The sequence below is a fragment of the Viridibacillus arvi genome (assembly GCF_001274945.1).
Lineage (GTDB): Bacteria > Bacillota > Bacilli > Bacillales_A > Planococcaceae > Viridibacillus > Viridibacillus arvi.
On sequence record NZ_LILB01000001.1, the window covers coordinates 1,458,174 to 1,481,399 of the forward strand.

General features: G+C 34.5%; 28 protein-coding genes and 1 pseudogene. 6 read left to right on the forward strand and 23 right to left on the reverse strand.

All coding sequences use genetic code 11. The features are described from left to right. Positions 1–161 precede the first annotated feature (161 nt). From comGF to comGA, 6 genes and pseudogenes are all read right to left on the reverse strand, one after another. The gene (gene comGF, locus AMD00_RS06920; protein WP_053416306.1) at positions 162–620 is read right to left on the reverse strand and encodes a competence type IV pilus minor pilin ComGF; all 459 of its coding nucleotides are present in this window, start codon (positions 618–620) and stop codon (positions 162–164) included. After that, entirely contained in the window at positions 605–907 is a 303-nt protein-coding gene (locus AMD00_RS06925) for a hypothetical protein (RefSeq protein WP_053416307.1), read from the reverse strand. The genes comGF and AMD00_RS06925 overlap by 16 nt, the downstream gene beginning before the upstream one ends. Then, positions 897–1,358: a prepilin-type N-terminal cleavage/methylation domain-containing protein gene (locus AMD00_RS06930; RefSeq protein WP_053416308.1), complete on the reverse strand. Its 462-nt coding sequence runs from the start codon at positions 1,356–1,358 to the stop codon at positions 897–899. The genes AMD00_RS06925 and AMD00_RS06930 overlap by 11 nt, the downstream gene beginning before the upstream one ends. After that, on the reverse strand, positions 1,351–1,662 hold the full coding sequence (gene comGC, locus AMD00_RS06935) for a competence type IV pilus major pilin ComGC (protein ID WP_053416309.1): 312 nt from the start codon (positions 1,660–1,662) through the stop codon (positions 1,351–1,353). The genes AMD00_RS06930 and comGC overlap by 8 nt, the downstream gene beginning before the upstream one ends. A gap of 15 nt (positions 1,663–1,677) precedes the next feature. After that, the gene (gene comGB / locus AMD00_RS06940; protein WP_053416310.1) at positions 1,678–2,736 is read right to left on the reverse strand and encodes a competence type IV pilus assembly protein ComGB; all 1,059 of its coding nucleotides are present in this window, start codon (positions 2,734–2,736) and stop codon (positions 1,678–1,680) included. Beyond that, positions 2,705–3,736, reverse strand: a pseudogene (gene comGA / locus AMD00_RS06945) (competence type IV pilus ATPase ComGA). The gene comGB and the pseudogene comGA overlap by 32 nt, the downstream one beginning before the upstream one ends. A gap of 304 nt (positions 3,737–4,040) precedes the next feature. On the opposite strand from comGA, the gene AMD00_RS06950 reads away from it, so the two are divergent. Further along, positions 4,041–4,736 (forward strand): helix-turn-helix transcriptional regulator, encoded by a 696-nt coding sequence (locus AMD00_RS06950; RefSeq protein WP_053416311.1) that lies wholly within the window; start codon positions 4,041–4,043, stop codon positions 4,734–4,736. Positions 4,737–4,850: 114 nt separating this feature from the next. Then, positions 4,851–5,093, forward strand: coding sequence for a DUF2626 domain-containing protein (locus tag AMD00_RS06955; RefSeq protein ID WP_038186806.1), 243 nt, complete (start codon positions 4,851–4,853; stop codon positions 5,091–5,093). 167 nt (positions 5,094–5,260) lie between these two features. Here AMD00_RS06955 and AMD00_RS06960 read toward each other — a convergent pair whose 3' ends face one another. Continuing rightward, a complete protein-coding gene (locus AMD00_RS06960) occupies positions 5,261–5,542 on the reverse strand; it encodes a hypothetical protein (RefSeq protein ID WP_053416312.1) in 282 nt (93 codons plus the stop codon). Between the two features lie 316 nt (positions 5,543–5,858). Between AMD00_RS06960 and AMD00_RS06965 the strand changes: the two genes are divergently transcribed. After that, the gene (locus AMD00_RS06965; RefSeq protein ID WP_053416313.1) at positions 5,859–6,206 is read left to right on the forward strand and encodes a DUF6176 family protein; all 348 of its coding nucleotides are present in this window, start codon (positions 5,859–5,861) and stop codon (positions 6,204–6,206) included. 92 nt (positions 6,207–6,298) lie between these two features. On the opposite strand, the gene AMD00_RS06970 is transcribed toward AMD00_RS06965, so the two are convergent. After that, positions 6,299–6,940: an MBL fold metallo-hydrolase gene (locus AMD00_RS06970; RefSeq protein ID WP_053416314.1), complete on the reverse strand. Its 642-nt coding sequence runs from the start codon at positions 6,938–6,940 to the stop codon at positions 6,299–6,301. A 177-nt stretch (positions 6,941–7,117) separates the two neighbouring features. Between AMD00_RS06970 and AMD00_RS06975 the strand changes: the two genes are divergently transcribed. After that, positions 7,118–7,297 carry a DUF2759 domain-containing protein gene (locus AMD00_RS06975; RefSeq protein ID WP_053416315.1) on the forward strand — a complete coding sequence of 60 codons (180 nt, stop codon included), beginning with the start codon at positions 7,118–7,120 and terminating at the stop codon, positions 7,295–7,297. 55 nt (positions 7,298–7,352) lie between these two features. Here the strand turns inward: AMD00_RS06975 and AMD00_RS06980 are convergent, their stop codons facing one another. From AMD00_RS06980 to rpmG, 5 genes are all read right to left on the reverse strand, one after another. Then, positions 7,353–8,447 (reverse strand): YqgU-like beta propeller domain-containing protein, encoded by a 1,095-nt coding sequence (locus tag AMD00_RS06980; RefSeq protein WP_053416316.1) that lies wholly within the window; start codon positions 8,445–8,447, stop codon positions 7,353–7,355. Between the two features lie 129 nt (positions 8,448–8,576). Beyond that, positions 8,577–10,475 carry an LTA synthase family protein gene (locus AMD00_RS06985; protein ID WP_053416317.1) on the reverse strand — a complete coding sequence of 633 codons (1,899 nt, stop codon included), beginning with the start codon at positions 10,473–10,475 and terminating at the stop codon, positions 8,577–8,579. 235 nt (positions 10,476–10,710) lie between these two features. Next, positions 10,711–10,914, reverse strand: coding sequence for a YqgQ family protein (locus tag AMD00_RS06990; protein WP_053416318.1), 204 nt, complete (start codon positions 10,912–10,914; stop codon positions 10,711–10,713). Further along, complete coding sequence (locus AMD00_RS06995) at positions 10,898–11,503, reverse strand: 5-formyltetrahydrofolate cyclo-ligase (protein WP_053416319.1); 606 nt, start codon at positions 11,501–11,503, stop codon at positions 10,898–10,900. Before AMD00_RS06995 ends, AMD00_RS06990 begins: the two co-directional genes overlap by 17 nt. A 67-nt stretch (positions 11,504–11,570) precedes the next feature. Beyond that, positions 11,571–11,720, reverse strand: a complete 150-nt coding sequence (gene rpmG, locus AMD00_RS07000) for a 50S ribosomal protein L33 (protein ID WP_038186828.1) — start codon at positions 11,718–11,720, stop codon at positions 11,571–11,573. A gap of 227 nt (positions 11,721–11,947) precedes the next feature. Between rpmG and AMD00_RS07005 the strand changes: the two genes are divergently transcribed. Both AMD00_RS07005 and AMD00_RS07010 read left to right on the forward strand, forming a co-directional pair. After that, positions 11,948–12,322, forward strand: coding sequence for a hypothetical protein (locus AMD00_RS07005; protein ID WP_053416320.1), 375 nt, complete (start codon positions 11,948–11,950; stop codon positions 12,320–12,322). Then, the gene (locus tag AMD00_RS07010) at positions 12,319–12,798 is read left to right on the forward strand and encodes an endolytic transglycosylase MltG (RefSeq protein WP_053416321.1); all 480 of its coding nucleotides are present in this window, start codon (positions 12,319–12,321) and stop codon (positions 12,796–12,798) included. Before AMD00_RS07005 ends, AMD00_RS07010 begins: the two co-directional genes overlap by 4 nt. Before the next feature lie 191 nt (positions 12,799–12,989). Here AMD00_RS07010 and phoU read toward each other — a convergent pair whose 3' ends face one another. The 10 genes from phoU to AMD00_RS07060 form a co-directional block, all read right to left on the reverse strand. Then, the gene (gene phoU, locus AMD00_RS07015) at positions 12,990–13,649 is read right to left on the reverse strand and encodes a phosphate signaling complex protein PhoU (protein WP_053416322.1); all 660 of its coding nucleotides are present in this window, start codon (positions 13,647–13,649) and stop codon (positions 12,990–12,992) included. 14 nt (positions 13,650–13,663) lie between these two features. Further along, positions 13,664–14,491, reverse strand: a complete 828-nt coding sequence (gene pstB / locus AMD00_RS07020; RefSeq protein WP_053416323.1) for a phosphate ABC transporter ATP-binding protein PstB — start codon at positions 14,489–14,491, stop codon at positions 13,664–13,666. Between the two features lie 19 nt (positions 14,492–14,510). Next, the gene (gene pstA, locus AMD00_RS07025) at positions 14,511–15,389 is read right to left on the reverse strand and encodes a phosphate ABC transporter permease PstA (protein ID WP_053416808.1); all 879 of its coding nucleotides are present in this window, start codon (positions 15,387–15,389) and stop codon (positions 14,511–14,513) included. 2 nt (positions 15,390–15,391) lie between these two features. Continuing rightward, positions 15,392–16,339 (reverse strand): phosphate ABC transporter permease subunit PstC, encoded by a 948-nt coding sequence (gene pstC, locus AMD00_RS07030; protein WP_053416324.1) that lies wholly within the window; start codon positions 16,337–16,339, stop codon positions 15,392–15,394. 66 nt (positions 16,340–16,405) lie between these two features. Next, positions 16,406–17,380 (reverse strand): PstS family phosphate ABC transporter substrate-binding protein, encoded by a 975-nt coding sequence (locus tag AMD00_RS07035; RefSeq protein ID WP_053416325.1) that lies wholly within the window; start codon positions 17,378–17,380, stop codon positions 16,406–16,408. Positions 17,381–17,736: 356 nt separating this feature from the next. Continuing rightward, positions 17,737–18,507 carry a hypothetical protein gene (locus tag AMD00_RS07040; protein ID WP_169786330.1) on the reverse strand — a complete coding sequence of 257 codons (771 nt, stop codon included), beginning with the start codon at positions 18,505–18,507 and terminating at the stop codon, positions 17,737–17,739. Between the two features lie 123 nt (positions 18,508–18,630). Continuing rightward, on the reverse strand, positions 18,631–19,113 hold the full coding sequence (locus AMD00_RS07045) for a hypothetical protein (protein WP_053416327.1): 483 nt from the start codon (positions 19,111–19,113) through the stop codon (positions 18,631–18,633). A 417-nt stretch (positions 19,114–19,530) separates the two neighbouring features. Further along, entirely contained in the window at positions 19,531–21,735 is a 2,205-nt protein-coding gene (locus AMD00_RS07050) for a peptidoglycan D,D-transpeptidase FtsI family protein (RefSeq protein ID WP_053416328.1), read from the reverse strand. Between the two features lie 255 nt (positions 21,736–21,990). After that, positions 21,991–22,599: a superoxide dismutase gene (locus AMD00_RS07055; RefSeq protein WP_038186848.1), complete on the reverse strand. Its 609-nt coding sequence runs from the start codon at positions 22,597–22,599 to the stop codon at positions 21,991–21,993. A gap of 139 nt (positions 22,600–22,738) precedes the next feature. Continuing rightward, the gene (locus AMD00_RS07060; protein WP_053416329.1) at positions 22,739–23,218 is read right to left on the reverse strand and encodes a DUF456 domain-containing protein; all 480 of its coding nucleotides are present in this window, start codon (positions 23,216–23,218) and stop codon (positions 22,739–22,741) included. Between the last annotated feature and the right edge of the window lie 8 nt (positions 23,219–23,226).

Genomic DNA, 23,226 nt, shown 5'->3' on the forward strand with positions numbered 1-23,226 from the left:
TATTTTCAATTTCTTGTATTTTATTTATAGTAGCACGAACATACGCTGATTCCAATGAATTATACGTTCGAAAATGAGATTCATAAGACATCACAGTGCTCAAAAGGTAACTGGTACAAAAAAATAATAGAATCATCGCTACTGGAAGAAGCATTCCTTTTTCACTCTTTAACATACGTAATAACAAAATCTTTCTCCTTCCTCAAGCCATTTGTAAACAATACTTTTGTTGTTAAAGTTGTACGATTTGCATCAATAAAAAACTGTATTTCATAAACATTCATCAGCATCGGCTCATTTCCTTGCCCTTCTTTTTGCAGACGTACTACAGCACTAGACCTATTGATAGAGAAACTTCTATTATCTCTTCCAATGTGTAAGTTAGCATTTGCACCTAAGCCAATTGTTTTTATATCCAACAAATACGATTGCAAATCATACGTAAATAGCTCCCATTCAATTTCTTGTCGTTGATGAAAAGTTTTATTTGACTCTTCATACCAAGGATAAAAAAACATAAATAACTGTGAAAACAGCATAAGGACCAACAGTTGCAAAAGAGCATCCGCTAATGTATAACCAGAGTGATTTTTTATAAGACGTTTTATGGCCGAATACATTTCTGCTGTTGTCCTTTTAAATTTTCATAAAATACGCATACTTCATTATTCATGAAATACCATTGATAGATAACACTTTCTATTGTTCGACTACCTTGAAGTTGCTCCCCCTGCTCGACACGTTGAGCAGCTTGGTAAGCTGTTTCAGCGGCATACATTGCCATTTTCTTATCACTTAAAATTCCTTTCATCATTTGTAATGCTGGTAAAAGGGTTCCGAATATCGTCAAAGTAATAACTAGAGTTAGTAATGTTTCTGGTAATGCGTTCCCTTTGTCATTCCACAATTTTCATCCTTCCTTTAACAATGTTAATAATAAGTGATTTATTCCCAGTTGGCGTTATAAAGATTAATGTACCAAAACTCGAGAATGTACCTTGAGGATCAATTTTAATCTGACGTAATGGACTGCTGTAACTATACGTAACTCCCTCTGGTAGTTCGCGTGTAAAAAAATTACGTCTTGTATTAATTGAAGAATCACCTTCCCCGTCCCACGTATATGCTTTGTATTTCTTTCCGCCGTCGATAAATTCTAGATATGAAAAAACCCCGCTACCAATTGATTCACTTTGCACCTGCTCTATATCAAGCATTAATTGATATAGAAACTGATTAACCATTCGCTCATCCAACTTTGCTTTGCCTAATGCCAAGCTTATAGAACAAATTATCATCGTAACCGTTAGTACTAATAACAATTCAACGAACGTAAAGCCTGCTTCTTTATTACTCATCTATTGTAGAAACTTCTCCATCCGAAATTTGAATCTTTTTTCCTGCACATGCATTTGTATCTTGCTTTAAATACTTTGTATCCTCTAACATTTCAATCGATGTTGGATATTTTTTTTCGTCAATACGATAAGCTTCAACTTGTCCTTGTACCATAGTGACATATGCTTTACACCCTTTATCATCTACAGTACTAAAATGCTTTGTTACATTTGGTATTGCAATCAAAATCAACACTGTAATAATAAACAAAACAATTAGCATTTCAATTAAAGTAAAACCTTTCTGTTGTTTTAATAATTGCATGTTGGTTCTCCTCTCTTAAACCATTTCCATCATTTCGTACATTGGTAATAAAATAGCTAGATAAGCTCCAAGGATACAAACTGCTATAATACAAAAAAGTAATGGTTGAATAATAGCTAGCACTCTAGTCATATTTGCTTCGGTTTTATCCGTCAAAAAATCACTATAGATTTGAAGTTCTCTACCTAGATTGCCGCCTTCCTCGCCATGAAGTATATGTGTATTAAATCCTTTTTGAAAAACCTTCATATGATTTACCGCAGTAGAAAGCGAATCACCAAAAATAACTCGTTCACGTATTTCACCTGCTATTTTCGCCATAAATGGTTGTAACTCTTGTTGCCGTAAAATAATTAAACTTTCTTGCATTGAAAGACCACTTTCTAAAAGCCCACCCAACTCATAAGCAAATTGGCGTGTCAATTGCAGACGAAACCATCGACAGAGAACTGGAATTTTCAAATACACTTTCATTTGGTGACCAATCTCTTTCTTGCTTATTTTCTTCCAAGCTACAAAAGTAAATAAGATACTCCCACAGGATGCAATGATCAAGGCATCTGGAATATGCAAGAAAAAAGAGGATAGTGTTAACTTAGATACACTTGCATCACCTTCTCTAGAAAGCATCATTGAAGACATATTGGGTAAAAAGTAGGTCCGAAATCCAAAAAAGAGCAGAACTAAAAAGACAAACAAAATCGCAGGATAGGCCATTAGCTTTTGTAGTCTTTTTTGCGTTTCTTCTTTCGTTATCATTTGACTTGCTATAGATTCAAGGGCTCTTACAACTCTTCCTTGTTGCTCCGCCACATGAATTGTCATTAAATAGCTTTTCTGATAGCCAAGCAATTGTAAGATTTCACTCATATTAGAACCACTTCGAAATTTTTCTTCTACCAAAAATTCCATTTCTGATAATTCTTCAACATGATGAGGTAGTAACATTGATAATGAATCTCGAAATGTATAGCCTTCCGCTAGCAATACACTCATCTTTTTCAAAAAGCTCGCCCTATCTTTCACCTTGGGTAAAGTTTTACTAAATCCGTGAAGGTTGTGCGGTAATTGCACCCGAACTCACCCCTTTTTTCATCTGTCCTTCTAAAGAGAGTTCTAGTGGCAATATGAATTTTTCATCACTCTTCACGTGTTCTATGGCTTCTGCTAGATTTCTCTCTGCTAATATCTCATAAATGGCCGATAATCTTTCTTCATCTTGAGAATTTGCTTTCTTTACTAATCGCTGTGCTACGACTCCAATTACTGTTTGCCTTAACTCTTCTAAAGAGACGCCCAAATCTAGTAAACGGAATAAACAGCCGATTGTATCCATTGAATGTATCGTAGTTAATACAAGATGCCCTGTTAATGCAGCTTCTATTGCAATCTTAGCCGTTTCTTGATCACGTATTTCGCCAATCATAATAATATCTGGGGAATGTCTTAAAATTGCTTTTAGTCCGGCTGCGTATGAAACACCGGCTCTTTCATTTACTTGAATTTGCAATAAATTGGATTGACTATTTTACACTGGATCCTCTAAGGATATGACGTGCTTTTTTAGTTCATTAGAGCAATAATGTATAAGGGAATATAATGATGTAGATTTTCCGCATCCAGTTGGGCCGGTAAAAAATAGGATGCCTTGTCTCTTTTTCACTAATTGTAATAAATGCTTAGCCGATTCAGTGAATAAACATAGGGAAGAAATTGGAATAGCATGATCCTGCAACATTATGCGAATGACCAAGCTTTCCTTCATGAAAATGGAAGGTAAGGTGGATACACGAAAAGCAATTGGCTGTTCGTTTAAAACTTGCTGAAAAGAACCACTTTGAGGTCTACGCTTATCACTAATATCTAAGGAGGAGAGGAATTTAAAGTAGGAAATCATCCGATCACCCAACTCTAGGGGAAGTTGTCCAGCAGACACGAGCTGCCCATATTTTCGAAAGTATAGTAAATAGTCGTTTTCACTAGGCATTAAATGTAAGTCAGATGCGCCAAAATGTATTGCCTTCAACAATAGATGCTCACTTTTTTGCTCCACAACTGTCTCAGTAAATGACATATTGCCCCCTTTCTACCACGACGAATAACGACCGCTCCTTATCCGTTAGCGAAATTATACACCGCAAAAACAAGAAAATATATACAATTGTGTAAATTAATATTATGAGTTGCCGAAAACGCATATAATATTATTTCGAAGCTTTTTTACTATCAAAAAATAGATTTTCAATGAAAAAAGACTAGTAATCTTTCACTTTTTTACATTATTCTACTTATTTTTTTGAATATATCAGTTTTTATACTGATAGATATTTTATATTGTTTTATAATATAGATAAATATACAGGAGGTGGAACCTTTTCATGTTACATCCATTAAAAATTACAAGTACACTAGCAGATGAAACAAGATTTTCAATTTATCAATATATGTTACAAGAAAAAGATTCTTTCTCAGTCCAAAACATCGCTGATCAATTCCAAATTCACCCAAACGTAGCACGTCTTCATTTAACTAAATTAAACGAAATTGATGTAATTACGTCTGAATATGAAAAGACAGGAAAAGGCGGCCGACCTGGAAGAAAATATAAAGCGGTTACTAATGGCATCGCTCTAACCTTCCCTCAACGAAATTATGAAGAATTATTAAGTTGGGTTCTAGAAATCATTATAGAACTTGGTGAAGATGCCAATACTATTGGTAAAAAGATTTGCTACAAAAAAGGTGTCGAACAAATTCAATCAATCTTATCTAAACGACAAAGAGATAAAGCGCTTATTTCATTTGATGAACGTGTAGAAATCATTACAGAAGCATCCTCATTAATTGGTTATGTACCTGTAATTCTCGATAAGCCAGAAGGAAAAACAATCCGCTTTGCTGTTTATAATTGTCCTTTCCATAGTCAGATTGAAAAACACGCATCACTCGTTTGTGACTTGCATGAATCATTCTTAAAAGGCCAATTTGAATACCTATTTGATGTACAAGAATTTGCTCAAATTGATAGCATGATTGAAAGCTGTAAATACTGTACTTATCGAATTGATATTTAATTTTTTACACTGCTTTGTCACAAAGTTAACCTAAGTAGCGGTTTACATGTTGGTTTCAAATCATTTATAATGGATAAGAGATTATTGTGTCGTCGCAAAAGGAGGGAATCATATATGGATAATATGTATAAAGTAATGGGCTTCTGGACAGGGATTTTCGCAGTTATGTTTTATTTAGGTGATATGACAGAAGTTTCGCTATTATTCTTAGCTAATACAGGGTTTTTCCTTCTATTAGGATACTTAAACCTAACGGAACGTATGTATATGTACATCTTCGGTGCTTACTTAACAGTTTTCTTCGCAGGCTTCACGTACTATACTACATTCATTCACGTTGCAGGCGCAGGACATTAATAGTAAATAAAAAAGACAGTCCAAAGCTGTCTTTTTTATTTTGTGTATTTTCCACTATTGACACCTTATTAATGATTGTTATAATTGTAACTGTAGCTTAACTTTAACCCTCTCCATTCTATATGGTGAGAAACATCCCCTAGATGAAGAAGATTTATATCTTCTATTTAAGAGGCCTCCATAGCCTCTTTTTTTGTGTTTAAATTTGTTTGTTGTGCTAACTTTGAGGTTTGTTGTGCTATTGCGGCTGTTTGTTGCACTAACTTTGTTGTTTGTTGCACTAACTCCTTTGTTTGTTGCGCTAACTCTGTTGTTTGTTGCACTAACTCGACTGTTTGTTGCGCTAACTCCGCTGTTTGTTGCGCTAACTTCGTTGTTTGTTGCGCTAACTTCGTTGTTTGTTGCGCTAACCCTCTCCTTTGTTGCGCTAACCCTCTCCTTTGTTGCACTTACTCTCTCCTTTGTTATTTAGCAGAATATTCACGTCTTTTCTGGATAATTAACTCATGTATTATTCACGCTATCCTCTCCTTATCTCCCTACATTTATCCATTCCCCACTCGTCTATCTATTTCCAATAATTTAAATCCACATGATCTATCACTGCAAATCCTTAAATTAAATGGTTGTATTTACCATTTCGTTTATCTATAATTAAACATATATTACTTTTGTTTGTAATATTAATAACTTATTACGATATCAAAAACATCAAAAATCCCTCTTATCAAAGATGAGTCAAAAAACCGAACGGAGGAATAGTTTGTGCTAGAAATTGAATGCACGAGATATCGAGTTCAACAAGGAAAATCAGAAAAAGTTACGGAATGGTTAAAGTTTTTAAATGATAACATGAAGGATGTTCTTGTTACATTGGAAGGAGAAAAAATGTACGTTGAAACTATCTTCCGTGAAGTTTGGAATAATGAGGAGTATTTATATTGGTATGCTGTACAAGGAAAAGGTGGCAATGCTGTAGAGGAATCTACACATTGGATTGATAAAAAGCATTTAGACTATTGGGATGAATGCATTGACCCAACCTTTATACCAGTTAATCTATCAACCGAAGTTGTTATGATTCCAGAAAAAATAAAAAGAAACATGATCTAAGTTATTTTGTTCTCTTTCAAAATACATAAAAAAAACCGACTAGTAAGATTTCACTCACTACTCGGTTTTTTCTTCATTTTTAACTTTAAATTTTACAAAAACCCATTCAAAAACGGATTTTGCTCCATTTCAGTTCCAACAGTAGTCGCGTCTCCATGACCTGGGTAAATGATTAGATTCTCATCTAGCGATAAGAGCTTATCATGGATGGATTTTAATAATAGTTTTTCATTACCACCTACTAAATCTGTGCGCCCAACACTACCTTGGAAGAGAGTATCTCCAACTATCGCAAATCCTTCATCTTTGAATATAAATGAAACACTACCAGGGGAATGACCTGGAGTGTGTACAATCTCAAATTCAAAAGGTCCTATAGTTAATTCTTGTGGTTGATCAATCACATGATCTGCGGGACGTGTTGTTATATTTGGTAATTCCGCATATCTCCCAGAGCCATTTTTCATTGGATCAATTAGCCAATCTGTTTCCGCCTTATGTAAATAAACAGGTACTTTAAAAGCATCTCTTACTGCTTCTACTGCTCCAATATGATCAAAATGAGCATGTGTTAACAAAATAGCTAATGGACGCAAATTTAATGCTCTTAATTGCTGTACAAGTCTCTCGCCTTCACTACCCGGATCAATTACAAGACATTCTTTCTTTTTATTTGAAATAATATAGCAATTTGTTTGAACTGGTCCTAATGTATATGTTCGAATATTTAACATTCTATTCACCTCCACTATATTATACAGATTCCGTCATGAAATGGTACATATATGATAACATCCTTCGTTCAAATATCCGTCACTTTTTAATCTCGACAAAAGTACTAATTAGCTTTACAATAGAAGAGGAATATTGTTTGCGGCATTCATTTTCGGATGTCGAAAGGAGTGTCTATATTGAACTTATTAATGGTTATTTTTGGCTTAGTCGCAATTCTAGGTCTAGTTGGCACTGTACAGTCTCTTAAAGAAAAAAGCGTTCTAGGAATTGCTTTTAACTTTGCTACATTTGCAGTGTTCGGATGGTTCGTATTTATGACTATCTTAAATCAAGGGTTCCCACCATCTCTTCACTAATACAAAGTGGGACAACAAAAGCTGTGGTTTTTATACCACAGCTTTTTTTTGTCTTCTATTTAAGGGTTAACCATTTTTTCTTTTTGTAAGGTTCAAACGACATAACTTGCTCTAAATCATTGCCATATAAACAAAGTGATCCTTTTGGAGAGCAACTAATCATTGTATACTCATCTAGCGTTATTAATTCTTCTACTTTTTCTTCTGAAATTTTCATCAACTTAAATTTACCTGAATAATTATCCAACAAACCACCTTCAGTTGGTATGATCGCAATCACTGATTGATCCTCTAACCAAACTAAATCCGGAACAAACCATTGGGAATAATTACTTAATGCAGGTGCTTGCCAAGTGATTTCCTTATTTTTGTTTTTTAATAAATAAGAAAACTGTTCTGTTTCGAAATCAATTTGAACTGTTAATCTAGCATCCTTCTCTGCATCCAAATAGACAACCTTTTTTAAATCAGTTTGTTGTTCCTGACCAGTCTTCCAATTCAATTCTACTATTTTACCACCATTAAGCTGACGAGCTGTCCAACGGTTATATAGTAAAATATCTTCTGATTGCCAAACTAAAAATGGATTACTAGGATTAATCTTATGCAACTTTTCTTGTTCACCATCAAATACATAGCATTGGTACGAAAAATCTCCCTGGAATGCTGTGAAGGCGACTAATTGAGGGTTGTTAGGATTCCACATAATTGATAGCTCCGATGATGGAATCTCGACACTATGAAGAATTTTCCCTTTTAACGAAATCATCTTAACCGTTGCAGATGAGGAGTGTTCGGAAGATTGAACGATAATTTGCTTTTTAGAAGGATGGATCATCACTTGAATAATTTGGTCCTTTTCTGAATAAATCTTCTCTTTTTCACCTGTAATTAAATTATAAGTTACTAGGTGGAAACTGTCTGATTCATAAGCAACATATAAAATTGTTGTTTCAGATAGAAACCCAACAATACTATGTAAATCTTCTGTCTTCATAGAATAATCAAGAACTTCTGTTGCAACCCTTTTTTGTTCAACCGCTTTAGGGTTATTTGAATCCGCATCTAAATTTGGTAGTGAAGCTTCTTTATTACACCCAACTAGGAAAATGGCACAAGCGAGGACTAGATACATTATAAACTTTTTCATATTGTGCCTCCTCTTCACCCACATCTATTATACGATTATAAACTAAAAAGGTTTCGTTATAAGTAGAAAATTATGGATTTTCATAAAAAAACCTACATGAATAGATTCATGTAGGTTTTCAAAAAGGATTTATTTAGTTTCTTCTGAATTTGATTTTAGAGCTCCGGTTTTTTCATCATAAAAGCGGAGTAAATCACCGTTAATAATTTGGTCAGATAATTCTAGCTTTTTATTTGCTCTTTCAATAAACGGTTCACATTTTGCTTGATCCGTTTTCTCACCTGTTTTGTTATCGTAACAAACTTCTCCAGCATAAACTAGTTTATCAGTAACGAAACGACCATCACGGAATGTAACGAAGTCTTCATGGTCTTTAGAGAATAAGTCTGCACCTAATTGTAAGTCATTAGATGTATCAACACCTAATAAGTGTAATAGTGTTGGACGAATATCCATTTGACCTGATACTTCATGCATTACTTTACCTACACCTGAGTTAGGAATATGCACGAAGAATGGTACTTGTTGAAGCTTCGCTGTTTCAAATGGTGTGATTTCTTTACCTAAATATTGTTCCATTGCTTTGTTATGGTTTTCTGAAATACCATAATGGTCACCATACATTACAATGATTGAATTATCATATAAACCTTTTTCTTTTAAATCAGCAAACAGCTTTTTAATAGCTTCGTCTGTATAACGGACTGTTTGGAAATAACGGTTCACTGTACCATCTCCAGATGTATAAGGTTCAATAAATTGATCCTCTTCATCAGAAGTAAAAGGATAGTGGTTTGTTAAAGATAACATACGTGTGTAGAAAGGTTGTGGCATTGTTTTCATAATATCCACTGATTGTTCCATAAACGGAATATCTTTTAATCCCCAGTTAACTGAGTTTTCATCATTTACATCAAATGAATCAATATCATAGAATTTCTTGATATCAAATGCGTGATACATCATATCACGGTTCCAGAAACTCTTATTATTTGAGTGTAGTACTGATGTATAGTAACCTTCACCATTTAAACGTTCAGCCATCGAATTATATGTGTTCCCACTGTTCGTGAAGAAGACAGCTCCTCGACCTGTTCCGAATAATGAGTTTTCAACAATAAATTCAGCATCTGATGTTTTTCCAAGACCAGTTTGGTGATAGAAATTATCGAAGTAGAATGTGTCTTTATCTTTTGTTAAAGAGTTTAAGAACGGTGTAATTTCTTGACCATTCATTTCATTATTAATGACAAAGTCTTGAGTTGATTCAAGTGAGATTACAATAACGTTACGGTCTTTTGCAATACCGAACATTTTATCGTCAGCTTTAGCTGGATTAGATTTTACGTAGTTCGTAACTTCTGTTAATTCACTACCATCAGCTAATGCACGTTGAGCATGTGATTTTGATTGAATGTAAATATCATATAGATGGTAATTGTAAGTACCAATATTCTTCACTAAAATTTCACGGTCAAAGCTACGTGTTAATAACTGTGGACGTTCTGTTTCAGCTAAACCAAGGTTTAAGAATAACATTGCACAAGATAATACAAAATACGTACGACGCATTTTCGGTTTAACTACGAAAATTTCTTTTGCAGCAGGTAAAAATTTAACTGCTAGTATTAACAAAATAACGTCTGTAAAGTAGAAAACATCTGTAAAGTACATAGAAGATAATGCAGAGTTTCCTAGGTCACCGAAGTTACTTGTTTGGAACAGCATCGGTAATGTTATAAAATCATCGAAGAATCGGTATACAGCAACGTTAGCATATAAAACAATTGCTAGTATAATATTTGTGATAATTATATAGCGATTACGTGCTTTTGCTGTTTTAAAGAATAACGACAACCCATAAATAAATAGCAAAAAGCTGAGTGGGTTGATAAACAGAATCAGTTGTTGCATTGTATTTTCAATTTTCATATCAAAAGCTGTTTGATATGTTATATAAGTCTTGATCCAAGTGGCTAGTATTGCTAAAGCCAAAATTGAATGTTTAGGTGCTTTTTTAAAATTCATTCCTAACATCCTCCTACTTTCTTTCGTTCTTTACAATTTTAGTTTCATATATGAAAGAAACAAAATATATCATAATCCTTTTTTTACAACAACGCAACAAAAATGTTACATCACATATTATATAATCAATCTTCCGTTTTTATTACAGACTCTTTATTAGACGGATGAGTCATGTAAAAGTTTCATTAATCTTTAAAAAAAGTAGTAGAAAATAAATTCTACCACTCCTTTACATTTATTGTCTATTCCTTTTTTCTTTCGAAATTTCTTGGCGTAAGATCATCAAAGCCATTTGGTAATCCTGTATGTCTATTAAATGCGAGGAATAAAGTTCTCGTATTTCATCCTCCATCAGTTCTAAATCCGCAACGCGATCTTTTGTATAAATAAATGTACCAAAGCGTTTCAAAAATTGCATCACATCATATACTGTTTTCATCGACTGATTGTGACTCCTTTCGATATTCGAGACAATTAATCACGCTTGTCTCTGTAATTATTTTATGAACCGGTAAATCATATTGATCTGTCGGTACTTTATGTATGAGTTGTACTTCAAATGCTAAGGTAATGCGCTCTCCATTATAACCGACTAAATAACGATCATAGTAGCCGCCACCAAAGCCTACGCGATAACCAAACTGATCAAATACAACACCTGGAACAATCAAACAATCGATTTCTTCTTTTGGCACTTCTTTTGTTAAAGCAGGAATTGGTTCTTTCAGTTGCATATAGGCCGTTTCTAATTGATCGAATGATGTAATTTCATAGAATATCATAGCACGTGTTTTAGGTTCGCATTTAGGAACCGCTACTCGTTTCCCTTGTGACCAGAGTTTTTCAATTAATGGCATTGTATTCACTTCTGGAAAGGCTGATATGGTTAAACCAATTACATTCGCCTTTTTAATAGAAGATTCTCTTAGTAGTTGTTCATGAATTTGTAATGAGTATGCATCATATTGCGCTTTTGACATTTGAGCAAGCTGAGCTCTCATATCTTGACGTAGTGTTTTTTTATCCAAGGGGTTCACTCCTTTTAGTCCAAAGAACGGAAAAAGCCAAAACCACTCGTGGTTTTGGCAACAGTTATTACTTCGTTTCACGGTGAAGAGTGTTCTTCTTATCACGAGAGCAATATTTTTTCAATTCAAGACGTTCTGGATTGTTACGCTTGTTTTTCTTAGAAATGTAGTTACGTTCGCCACATTCAGTGCAAGCTAATGTAATATTAACGCGCATCTTTACCCCTCCCACTCTATATCAAGAATAAAATGTCTTTAGTGAGCATGATTTATACGACTAACTTATTATATCATAACTTCGAAAAAAATCTACTGTCATTTCTTCTGGAAATTTCGTCTAATACATGGCTAAACGTGGGATACTGTTTGCAGAGCAGGAGTATTATGTCCTACTTTATGATAAAATGGTATCACAACTATTTAAACCTATTGAGGTGAAAGATTTTGGAATTATCATCTATATTAATGATTGTCGGGATTATCGTAATAATTGTTTCGTTTTTCATCAAAGATCATTCGACACAAATCGAGGGCGATGTTGAAGAACTTTCGCTTAATTTTTATCAGGAAACGCATCAACTTAAGCGTCGCTTAAAAGTGATTGAGGAAGAATTATTATTAGAGCCCAAATTAATAGGAAAACCTAAAAAAGCAGCATCTCCCGTAGCTACATCCACTAAAGGTATTCACCAAATCATCATTAGTCAAGTGCAAACGCTACATAAGCAGGGCTATACTATCCCTGAAATTAGTAAACGCTCTTCTCTTTCAACGGAACAGGTACAAGAAGTCCTTCAAAATGGAGGCAGCCGCGTATGAGAAAATCATCCATCCGTGCATTTGGTATCGCTCTTTTTCTAGCAGGTGCTAGCTTTACCTTGGTGGATTTTATAACAAGTGACACTGACACTGAAGCTGCGAATATAAATGTTCCTAAAGGTACGGTCCTTATCAAAAAGTCCGAACTAGAAGCAATTAACGAGGAAGCTGCTGAAGCAAAAGAGCAGCTTGCTAAAATACAAACAGACTACAGTGCATTAAAAAATAATACAGTAGCTGTAAATACTTCAGCTAAAAAAGCTGTAAAGTCATTTACACTTGTTATTAAAAAGGGAATGGGTACTTCAGAAGTAAGTTCAGCTCTTGAGAAAGCCGGTATAATTAAAGACGCTGGTGACTTCGAGCTTTACGTCATCAAGAATGACAAAGCATCTAGTCTTCAAATTGGTACTTACGATTTAAATGTCAAAATGACTACCGCTGAAATAGTTAAGAAAATTACACGTAGTAAATAATCGAAATGCACTCAGATCATTTAGTTCTGAAAAACTTAAACGTCCATTGAGTACTCTAATTACTCAATGGACGTTTTTTCATTTAATCACTGCAAAGTTAAAAATAGATTATTATTATTGTATCTACCATGCAATTTGGACAACAAAAAGCAAGCTGCTAATTAGTCAGCTTGCTTTCTAATATGGAATGGTTATTGATTCAATTCATAATGCTTACCCTTCACTAGGTAAAATAACAATTCAGCTAAATTTGTAGCATGATCTGCCGAACGCTCTAAATAGCGACAAACAAAAGATAATTGCGCCACTTGGCCAATATCTTTCATATTTTCGGTCGGCGTATTTAAAATTTCAACGATTGCTTCTCCATATAAAGCATCAATTTGATCATCTAAAAGCGCAATTTCCTTGGCTTTATTCATATCTTCTTCGATAAATGCCTGTACCATATTTTTTAGCATAGCGATTGCTTGATCACGCATTTGTGCAATTTTCTCCGTAGGATAGACAACTTTCGTTTCACCAAGACGAATCGTCTCTTTGGCGATATTTACAGCATAATCCCCAATTCTCTCCATATCAGAGGCAGCCTTAATCATGACGATTAAGCGACGTAAATCAGTCGCAACAGGTTGTTGCTTGGCAATCAATAAAATGACTTCATCATTTAAATGTTCTTCTAACCTATTGATAAAACGATCTTGATCTATTAATAATAGTGCCGCATCAATATCTTGGTTAAAAAGAGCCTCAACTGATTTCTCTAATGCATGAATAGACATATGGCATAAATCTAACATTAGCCCCTGCACTCGCTTTAAATCATTTTCAAATTTTTCACGAACCGTCATCTTTCTATTCCTCCTTAACCGAATCGACCGGAAATATAATCTTCTGTTCTTTTATCCGTTGGTGTAGAGAAAATATGGTTCGTAGCCGCATACTCTATCACTTCTCCATTTAGGAAAAATGCCGTTTTATCAGAAATTCGTGCTGCTTGTTGCATATTATGTGTCACTATAATAATCGAGTAGTTTTCTTTTAATTCCTGTACTAACTCTTCAACTTTTAATGTAGAAATCGGATCTAATGCTGAAGTTGGCTCATCCATTAAAATAACATCCGGTTCAATGGCAAGGCATCTAGCGATACAAATACGTTGTTGCTGTCCACCTGATAAACCATATGCATTTTGGTTTAGGCGATCTTTAACTTCATCCCATATTGCTGCTCCGCGTAAACTTTTTTCCACAATTTCATCGAGGATTTTCTTATTTTTAATACCATGAATACGTGGACCATAAGCGATATTGTCGTAAATAGATTTTGGGAATGGGTTTGGTTTTTGAAATACCATACCGACTTTAGTACGCAATTCTTCAACTTGGTATTTGTTATCTAGAATATTACGCTCACGGTATAAAATTTCACCTTCTGTACGAACAGATGGGATTAGCTCGACCATTCGATTTAATGTTTTAATATACGTCGATTTACCACAACCAGATGGACCAATAATAGCCGTTACTTCATTTTCTTTCATTTCAAGATTTATATCTTTTAAGGCATGATGTTCCCCGTACCATAAATTCAAGTTTTTAGAGTGATACACTGTTCGTTTGTCTTCGTTTGAAATTACTTTTAATTTTTGTCCTTTTGTTTCATATACTTCGTTTACTGGAAGTTTAACCATCATTGAAGCCCCCTAGTTTTTAATAACGACGCTGAAATTTATTTCGAATTAAGACGGCAATAGAGTTTAAGATAACCAAGAATGTCATCAACACTAGAATCCCTGCCGCTGCAACATATTGAAATTCCTCTTGCGGGCGTTTTGCCCAGTCAAAGATTTGCATCGGTAAAGCTGTGAATTCGCTCAAAATGCCATCTGGTAAGAAATGTACAATTACTGGAATTCCTAACACAACAAGCGGTGCAGTCTCACCTATAGCTCTTGACAGTGCTAAAATACTTCCTGTTAAGATCCCAGGCACCGCTGATGGTAAAACAACTTTTAAAATCGTTTGCCATTTTGTTGCTCCCATACCGTAAGATGCTTCTCTTAATTCTTTTGGTACAGAACGAATTGCTTCTTGTGCAGCCACTATAATAACAGGTAAGATCAGCAAACTCATTGTAAGTCCTGCTGCTAGTACACTTTTCCCTAAAGCTAGCGAACGAACGAATATTGTTAAACCAAGTAACCCAAATACTATAGAAGGAACACCTGCTAAATTCGAGATATTCATGCGAATGAAGGCGTTTATTTTATTTTGCTTCGCATACTCTTCTAAATAAATTGCCGTTCCTACCCCAAGAAATAGGGAAACTGGTGCTACAACTAGCATTAAAAAGATGGAACCGACGAGTGCAGCTTTAATCCCTGCTTTTTCTGGGAACCTAGAAGCAAAGTTTGATATAAAGTCTACCGATAAATAACCCCAACCTTGATCAAACATACGGTAAACTAATATTCCAAGAGTTGCTAATGCAAAAAGTGTTGCTAATAGGAAGACGGTTTTCAACAGTTTATTTACAACTAGTCGTCCATTCATGCGCTTCACTACTTGCGTATGATCAACATATTTCACCATCAATATTCCTCCCTAAAGCGTTTTGAAATGAAATGTGCGAGTAAATTCATCAGCAATGTGAAGATGAATAATGTAAATCCAACTGAGTAAATTGAGTAGTAAATGGTTGTTCCATACCCAGCATCACCTGTTGAAACTTGTACAATATATGCAGTCATCGTTTGGATCGAATCCGTAACGCTAAAGTCAAATGTTGGTGTCGCTCCTCCAGCAAGAGATACAATCATTGTTTCACCAATTGCACGAGATACCGCAAGTACTACCGAAGCTAATATTCCAGATAAAGCTGCTGGTAACACAATTTTGATCGCTACTTCCAGTTTTGTTGAACCAAGTGCCAAAGCACCTTCTCGCATTGCATTTGGTACAGAAGTCATTGCATCTTCAGAAAGCGAAGCAATCATCGGTAGTATCATGATTCCTACGACAATTCCTGGACTCAGTGCATTAAAGATTTTCAACCCTGGAATCAATTCTTGTAACATAGGAGTGACGAACGTAAGTGCAAAGAATCCATAAACAATTGTCGGAATACCTGCTAATACTTCTAGAACTGGCTTGATCATACGTCGTGTACGATCACTTGCATATTCACTAAGGTAAATTGCTGCTGCAATACCCAGAGGAACTGCTACTAAAACTGCAATAACTGTTACCTTTAGCGTTCCTAAAATTAGCGGTAAAATCCCGTACATTGGCTCCTTACTTGAGAATGGTAGCCATTCCGTACCAAATAAGAAATCAATGATAGGTACTTCCTTAAAGAATTCAAATGTTTCAAAAATAAGTGTGAAGACTATTCCAAACGTTGTTAATACCGATATTAAAGCAGTGGTAAATAATAAGATTGGCATTACTTTTTCTACAATCTTTTTAGATCCCTTACCACGTGATTGTGCAATTAAATCCTGAACAGACAGCTTTTCCGTCGATTCTTTTACAGCCAAGTTGAAGTCCCCCTTCAGTAAAAAGGGAGCAGGTAGCGTTTTGCTACTCGCTCCCCTAGCCAGTGATTATTTCAAGCCTTCTAAAGCATCTAAGTCTTTTTTGTAATCTTCATCTGGTGTTCTAACATAGCCTACAGCTTCTGCCATATCACCTGCATTTTCAAGAGCGTATTTCATAAAGTTATAGAATGCTGCATTTTCTTTTACTTCGCTATTCTTCACGTAGATGAATAGTGGTCTAGAGAGCGGTGAATATTCACCTGATTTAATTGTTTCATTTGTTGGCTCAATTCCGCCAACTTTAACTATTTTAAGATTATCTTTATTTGCTAAGTAGTAAGCGTAGCCGAAGAATCCGATAGCATTTTTATCGCCTTCAACACCTTGTACTAGCACGTTATCATCTTCTGATAGAGTTGCTTTTTTCGCTAAATCTTTACCATCTAAAATGACTTCATCGAAGTAGTCATATGTTCCTGAGTCAGTACCAGGAGAGTAGTAGACGATTTTCTCTTTTGGCCAAGATGGATCGATATCAGACCATTTCTTTTCTTTACCATCTTCAGTCCAAATTTGTTTTAATTGTTCTACTGTTAAATCTTCTATCCAATCATTCTCTTTATTTACTACGATAGATAAACCATCATAACCAATTTTCATTTCTGTATAGTCAATGCCTGCTTCTTTTAACTTAGCAGCCTCTTCTTCTTTAATTTCACGAGATGCGTTAGAAAACGCCGTCTCACCTGCTATGAATTTTTCAAATCCTCCACCAGTTCCAGAGACACCTACTGAAACTTGTACTTTAGGTTGAACAGCTGTGTATTCCTCTACGATTGCTTCCATGATAGGTGCTACAGTTGAAGAACCGTCTCCTGCGATTTTTCCTTCTAGTTGCTCACTTGCACCTGCATTTGTTTCTTGGCTAGATGCACCGCTGTTTGACGTTTTGCTACCTTCTTCTGTGTCACTGCCACATGCTCCTAACAAAAGTGCCGAGCCTACGATTGATGTCGCCATGAAGTACTTCCAGTTTTTCATCTGTTTGTTCCCCCTAAGGTTTTTGTGTTTGTTTACTACACTGTTAACTATAAAGTAGACATGTTGAGAACATATAAACGTAATGTAAGGATATATAAAGGTATTGTAAACGCTTTGTAAATCGCTGTCGTTTTTTGTAATAATATAAACAAAAAAAACGCCTCACATTGTATTTTGTACAATGTGAGGCGTTTAACTATTTTAATAGAAGAAAGTCAACATTATTCTATGTCCTTCTTTAGAGGCTATTAAAGGAAACTGTTAAGTGCATGAAAAAGTATTGCTATGAAATATGTCAATATTTAATTAGCGTATGAACTATAAAGTACATTTATATGACTTTTTGATTCCCAAAATTATTCAAGGGTAATTTCTTTATACCCTTTTGGTGGAGTTACATTAAAAATATTTTCATTTAGGTTAGTTTTACTAAATTTCTTTCTATCTACTTCAATTGATTTAGTATAAAGAGAATTTATTATTTCCTTATTACTATATTCTTCAAGTTGAAGAAGTATTCCAGTCTTGATATCAACCCAAAGTTTATAGCTTGTAGCACCACGATTTTTCACATAATAATCTTCAAATTTACCATCAATCACGACTACTTCTCTTCCAAGAATGTTCTCAGTACGTTTTTTTATACTCCAAAGTGACTGGTCCTCAAGATACCATAAAGCAGTTTCTTGTGGAAATAAAGATTCACTAGCAATTCCCATATAAGTTGGGTCGTTTCTAAAAACATACACTACTCCATCACTACTATATTCATATCTACTTTTCACAGATTTGCCCGATTCATTTTCATCTAAGTCACTAAGGTCTTCTGGAGAAACTGTTTTATTAACTTTAAAAACTTTATTCGTTTTATCAATTTCTAGCCTAGTATTACTAGAACCATTATGAACTAATTCTATAAAGGAACCTTCTAAAACACCCACAGATTTTGAATTATTTTTTATTGTATCAACAAAATATTCTATCTCAACATTGGAATTACTAGATTTGTTATTTATCACAAATGAACCTTTTACTTTATTATAATAATCTATCGAATTCAGCATTTTACCTTGAATATCGTCTTTTTTCATCTTATCTCCAATTTTCAAAGTTGTTGAATTATCCATAGTTTTATTATGAATAGAAAAAAAATCATTATTAAAAAATAACCATATCCCTATTAATATAATACTTATTGAAAAAAAAATAGTGACTTTTTTTTCATAAAATACTCACCTTCTAATCATGTCTTAATATTCTACTTTTGCACCATCGGCTCCTGTACCAACTGTACTACCATTTGTACTAACCGCTAAACCTAAATTAGCTCCCGTATATCCAGCACTATTAATTTTAACCCATCCTGGTTTTGCTTTATTTTGATTTATTTCTCCTAATGTATACATTTCAGTACCATCAAGATTTGATGCATAATATACCGCTTTTGTATTTGTAAATGCAGCATTTGATAGGTAAGCATAATAGATTTTTTTCTTGCCAGACCCTGGGAAATTAAACCCCCAATGATAAACATGTCCTTTTTTTCCATATGCAATTCTGTGGTCTCCTCTGTAACCTGTATTGCTCTTTGCATAACCCCAAGTCCCATCCGACCATGTTTTACCACTCGGATCATCATTATCAAGATATAGAGTGGCCGCTAATGTATTTGGAATACTTAGCATAGTACTACATAATATAATGGTAAATATACAAGCTAAAAACTTTTTCATAAAAACATCCTTCTTTCTTTGTAATATATAGAATATAAATTAATTATTATTCTACAATAGGATATCACTAGTGTTATTATTTTACAATGATATTTTTTCCTTTTTAGATAATAATCTATAAATTATAGTAAGAATATGTTTTTAAAACATTTTTTCATAACATTTTTATTTTAATTCATTTATTTTTAACATTAATTCTATCTTCACACAAATACTTTCCTATTATAAATATAGAGTTTATCCATAAACCATATAAATTTCTCCTTCTTTGGTCATTTCAGTTTATAAAATCTTTCGAAACTCACAAAAATTTATTTAGTATGATTCTATTTTATTAATACTATCAACAGAAAAACGCCTCACATTGTATTTTATACAATGTGAGGCGTTTAACTATTTTAATAGAAGAAACTCATTTTATTGAGCATCTATTTTTTGCGCATCTTCTTCATCAATCTGCTCTTTTGTAATAGGCTTTTGAATTTTTTCTCCTACTTTTTGTTTTGCTTTTTCTGTATTTTTCTTTTGAATTTCAAAGTATTTATCTACAGCTTTACGAGCAATGATGTTATTGATAGCAGTATAGTTTGTACCTGTTGTAACCCATGGTACAACTACTGCATATGCAATTTCAGGATTATCATAAGGAGCATAGCCAACATGAGTGATACTTAACGTTTGAGTTCCGTATGCACTTTTATTTGGACCATAATAGACTGCCTCTGCCGTACCTGTTTTACCGGCCGCATCAAACTTCGCATCCCGGAAGTAAGAAGCTCCTGTCCCTTGACTTCCAAAGTAAACACGATGCATTCCGTTCTTAACATAATCTATTTCTGTTTTTGAATTGTCAATCGTATTTAAAATTGTCGGTCCAAGTTCTGTTACGATTGGCCCTAAGGTTTTACCATCAACAGATGGCTCTCGAATTTCTTTCGCCAAATGTGGTTGAATTCGTTTACCACCATTAGCGATAGTTGAGACGAATTGAGCTAATTGAAGGGGAGTAAAAGTATCATATTGACCGATTACTAAGTCAAGTAATTTACCTGAAATCGTTTCATTTCCTTTAAACCCTTCAAATTCTCCAGGTAAATCTATACCTGTTTTTACTCCTAAACCAAATTGTGCATATGAATTACGAATTTTTGTAAAATCCTCTAATGTCACTCGTAATCCAGCATTTGGTACATAGTTTACTCCTGCAATTTTCATTGCTGTTTTAAACATATAAACGTTGGAAGATCTCTCTAAAGCAGTTAAACCATCCATTGGAATGCTACCACTTGGATTGAAAATGGACTTTTTAGGTTGTGTACCTGCAATTTTGATCGGTTCGTCGATAAACACATCATTTGGAGTAATTGCATTTAATGAGTAACCAGTTAAAAGTGTTGCTGGTTTAATAACAGACCCTACTTCATAGGCAGATGTAAATGTACCTATAGCATAGTCATTTACAGTCATTTTCCCTTTGTCATCTGTTTCGAGTTTCTTACCAACCATCGATAAAACTTCACCTGTATTTGGATTCATCATGACAAGGAAAGCACGATCAAGTAATGAAGATCCACCTTGTGATTTGGCAAATAGCAATTGCTCTTCAACAATCTTATCAACGCTTTCTTGTAATTCACTATCAATAGTAAGTATTAATTCTTTTCCTGGTGATCCTTCAGAAGTTGTTTCTGTATCTACAACTTGCCCTTTGCCGTTTGTCGCATTTTTGACAACCGCTTTTTGGCCTTGTAATATCTCTTCATACTGTTGTTCAATATAGCTTTTCCCAACACGATCATTTCGAGAATAATCACGCGCCAAATAATAGTCTACCAGATTTTTTGGAATACCTTCTCTCGGTGTTGTCGTTGACCCTAAAATGCTTAGCGCAGATTTTTTTACACGAGCCCAATCTGTTGTAGTATTTACACCAGGTAGCTTTGATAAATTTTCCGATACAATAGCAAATTCTTTATTTGTTACATTATCACTCTTAATAATTTGCGGTGATAAATAATAACCTGCAGCCATTAATCGATAAATAGCTAACACTTGTAAATCTTTTTTTGTTAATTCTCTTAATTCATCATTAGTAATTCGATCGCGTACTAATTGATCTAGCTTTGCCTGTTTTTCTTTCTGTTCTAAATCTGGAGCATTGTTAATGTCTTGCTGTTCTTTTTCACTTACTTTTGCATACGCCTTTTCTTTGTTGAGCGTTATCCAAAAATCTCTTTTATCTCGATCTGTGATAGGTTTCGTGTCCATTTTAATGAGTTTTGCGAGTTTATTTGCAACATCCAACATATCTTTCGTTGTTGTCGATTGTAGTTTTGTATAAGTAATCGCATTCTTTGGTTCATTATCAACTAAAACACGGCCCTGTCTATCATATATTCGGCCACGAGGTACGCTAGAATTTACCGTTACTTCGTCAGTTCGCGCTAATTCTCTCACATAATCTTCACCTTTAACGATTTGCATATATCCTAATCTCAAAATTAACATAGAAAACAAAAGGAAAATTGAAAAGAAAAGTATATTCATTCGAAACGAAAGATTTGCACGCTGTTTGGCTTTGACACTAGCTGCACGTTTCTTTTTAGATGGATTTTTTCGCATGCAATGTCCCCCCTTCCGCTTAATTCACAATTAGTAGTATATCATTTTCAGCACAAAAACACACCGTAGTCTTGTCGAAAAACAGGCTAATTACTTTCGATTTTGTACTAAATTAATGAAGTGCTCTATTTTTGGAAAAAGAGATTAAAAGTACAAATTACAAACTTTCTAGGTCACCTTATGTATTCTTTAACCATAAAAAAGCACGCACCTTTTTGACGTCAAAGGTACGTGCTTTGTTGCATTTAAAATAGATTATTTTGCAGCTGCGAAACGTTCTGCAACTTTATCCCAGTTTACTACATTCCAGAAAGCACCAATGTAGTCAGGACGACGGTTTTGGTAGTTTAAGTAGTAAGCGTGTTCCCAAACATCAAGACCTAATAATGGAGTTTTACCTTCCATGATTGGTGAATCTTGGTTTGGAGTTGAAGAGATTTCTAATTCGCCGTTAGCAACTGATAACCAAGCCCAGCCTGAACCGAAGCGAGTTTTAGCAGCATTATCGAATTGTTCTTTGAAAGCGTCAAAGCTACCGAATTTAGCATCAATTGCAGCAGCTAATTCGCCAGTTGGAGCTCCACCTGCATTTGCAGCTAAAGATTCCCAGAATAATGAGTGGTTAGAGTGACCGCCACCGTGGTTGCGTACAGCAGTACGAATTTCTTCAGGAACAGCATCTAAATTAGCGATAATTTCTTCTACTGATTTCCCTTCGAATTCTGATTTACCTTCTAGAGCAGCGTTAATTCCTTGAACATAAGTATTGTGATGTTTAGTGTGGTGAATTTCCATTGTAGTTGCGTCGATATGTGGTTCTAATGCGTCATATGCATAAGGTAATTTTGGTAATTCAAAAGCCATGATTAAATTTCCTCCTCAGGATTAATAAGTATTAATTACATTCTTAGATTATCAAAATAAGAGCTTTCATTCAAACATTATTCACTAAAACAAAGGATTTCAGCCTTTTGACTGAAAATCTATTAAATTATCGAACAATTTATATCACAATAACAAATATAATAATCATTATTATTTGGATGATTCCCTTCGTAATAATAGAGGTTAAGAACCCGACGAGTGAACCGATTCCAGTTCGAATGGCTTGTTTTACACTACTTCTATTAACGATTAACTCTGCTAGCACTGCTCCTAAAAAAGGCCCTAGCAATATACCTGCAATTGGAATTACAAAAGGTCCGATTAATAGACCAATCGTGCTCCCCCACATTCCCGCGTTAGAACCACCAAATTTTTTCACACCAAAAGCATTTGCTAATGTATCTGCTCCAAATAATAATGCAACAAACAGAAGTTGAATTACCCAGAACCACCATGGTAAATCTCCAAAGCTATAAAATACTCCATGTAGGATAAACCCTAGCAATATAAATAGTACTGACGGAATAATCGGATATATAAGCCCAACAAACGCAATAATAAAACTTAAAGTAATAAGTATCCAAGCAATTATATCCATAAAACCCC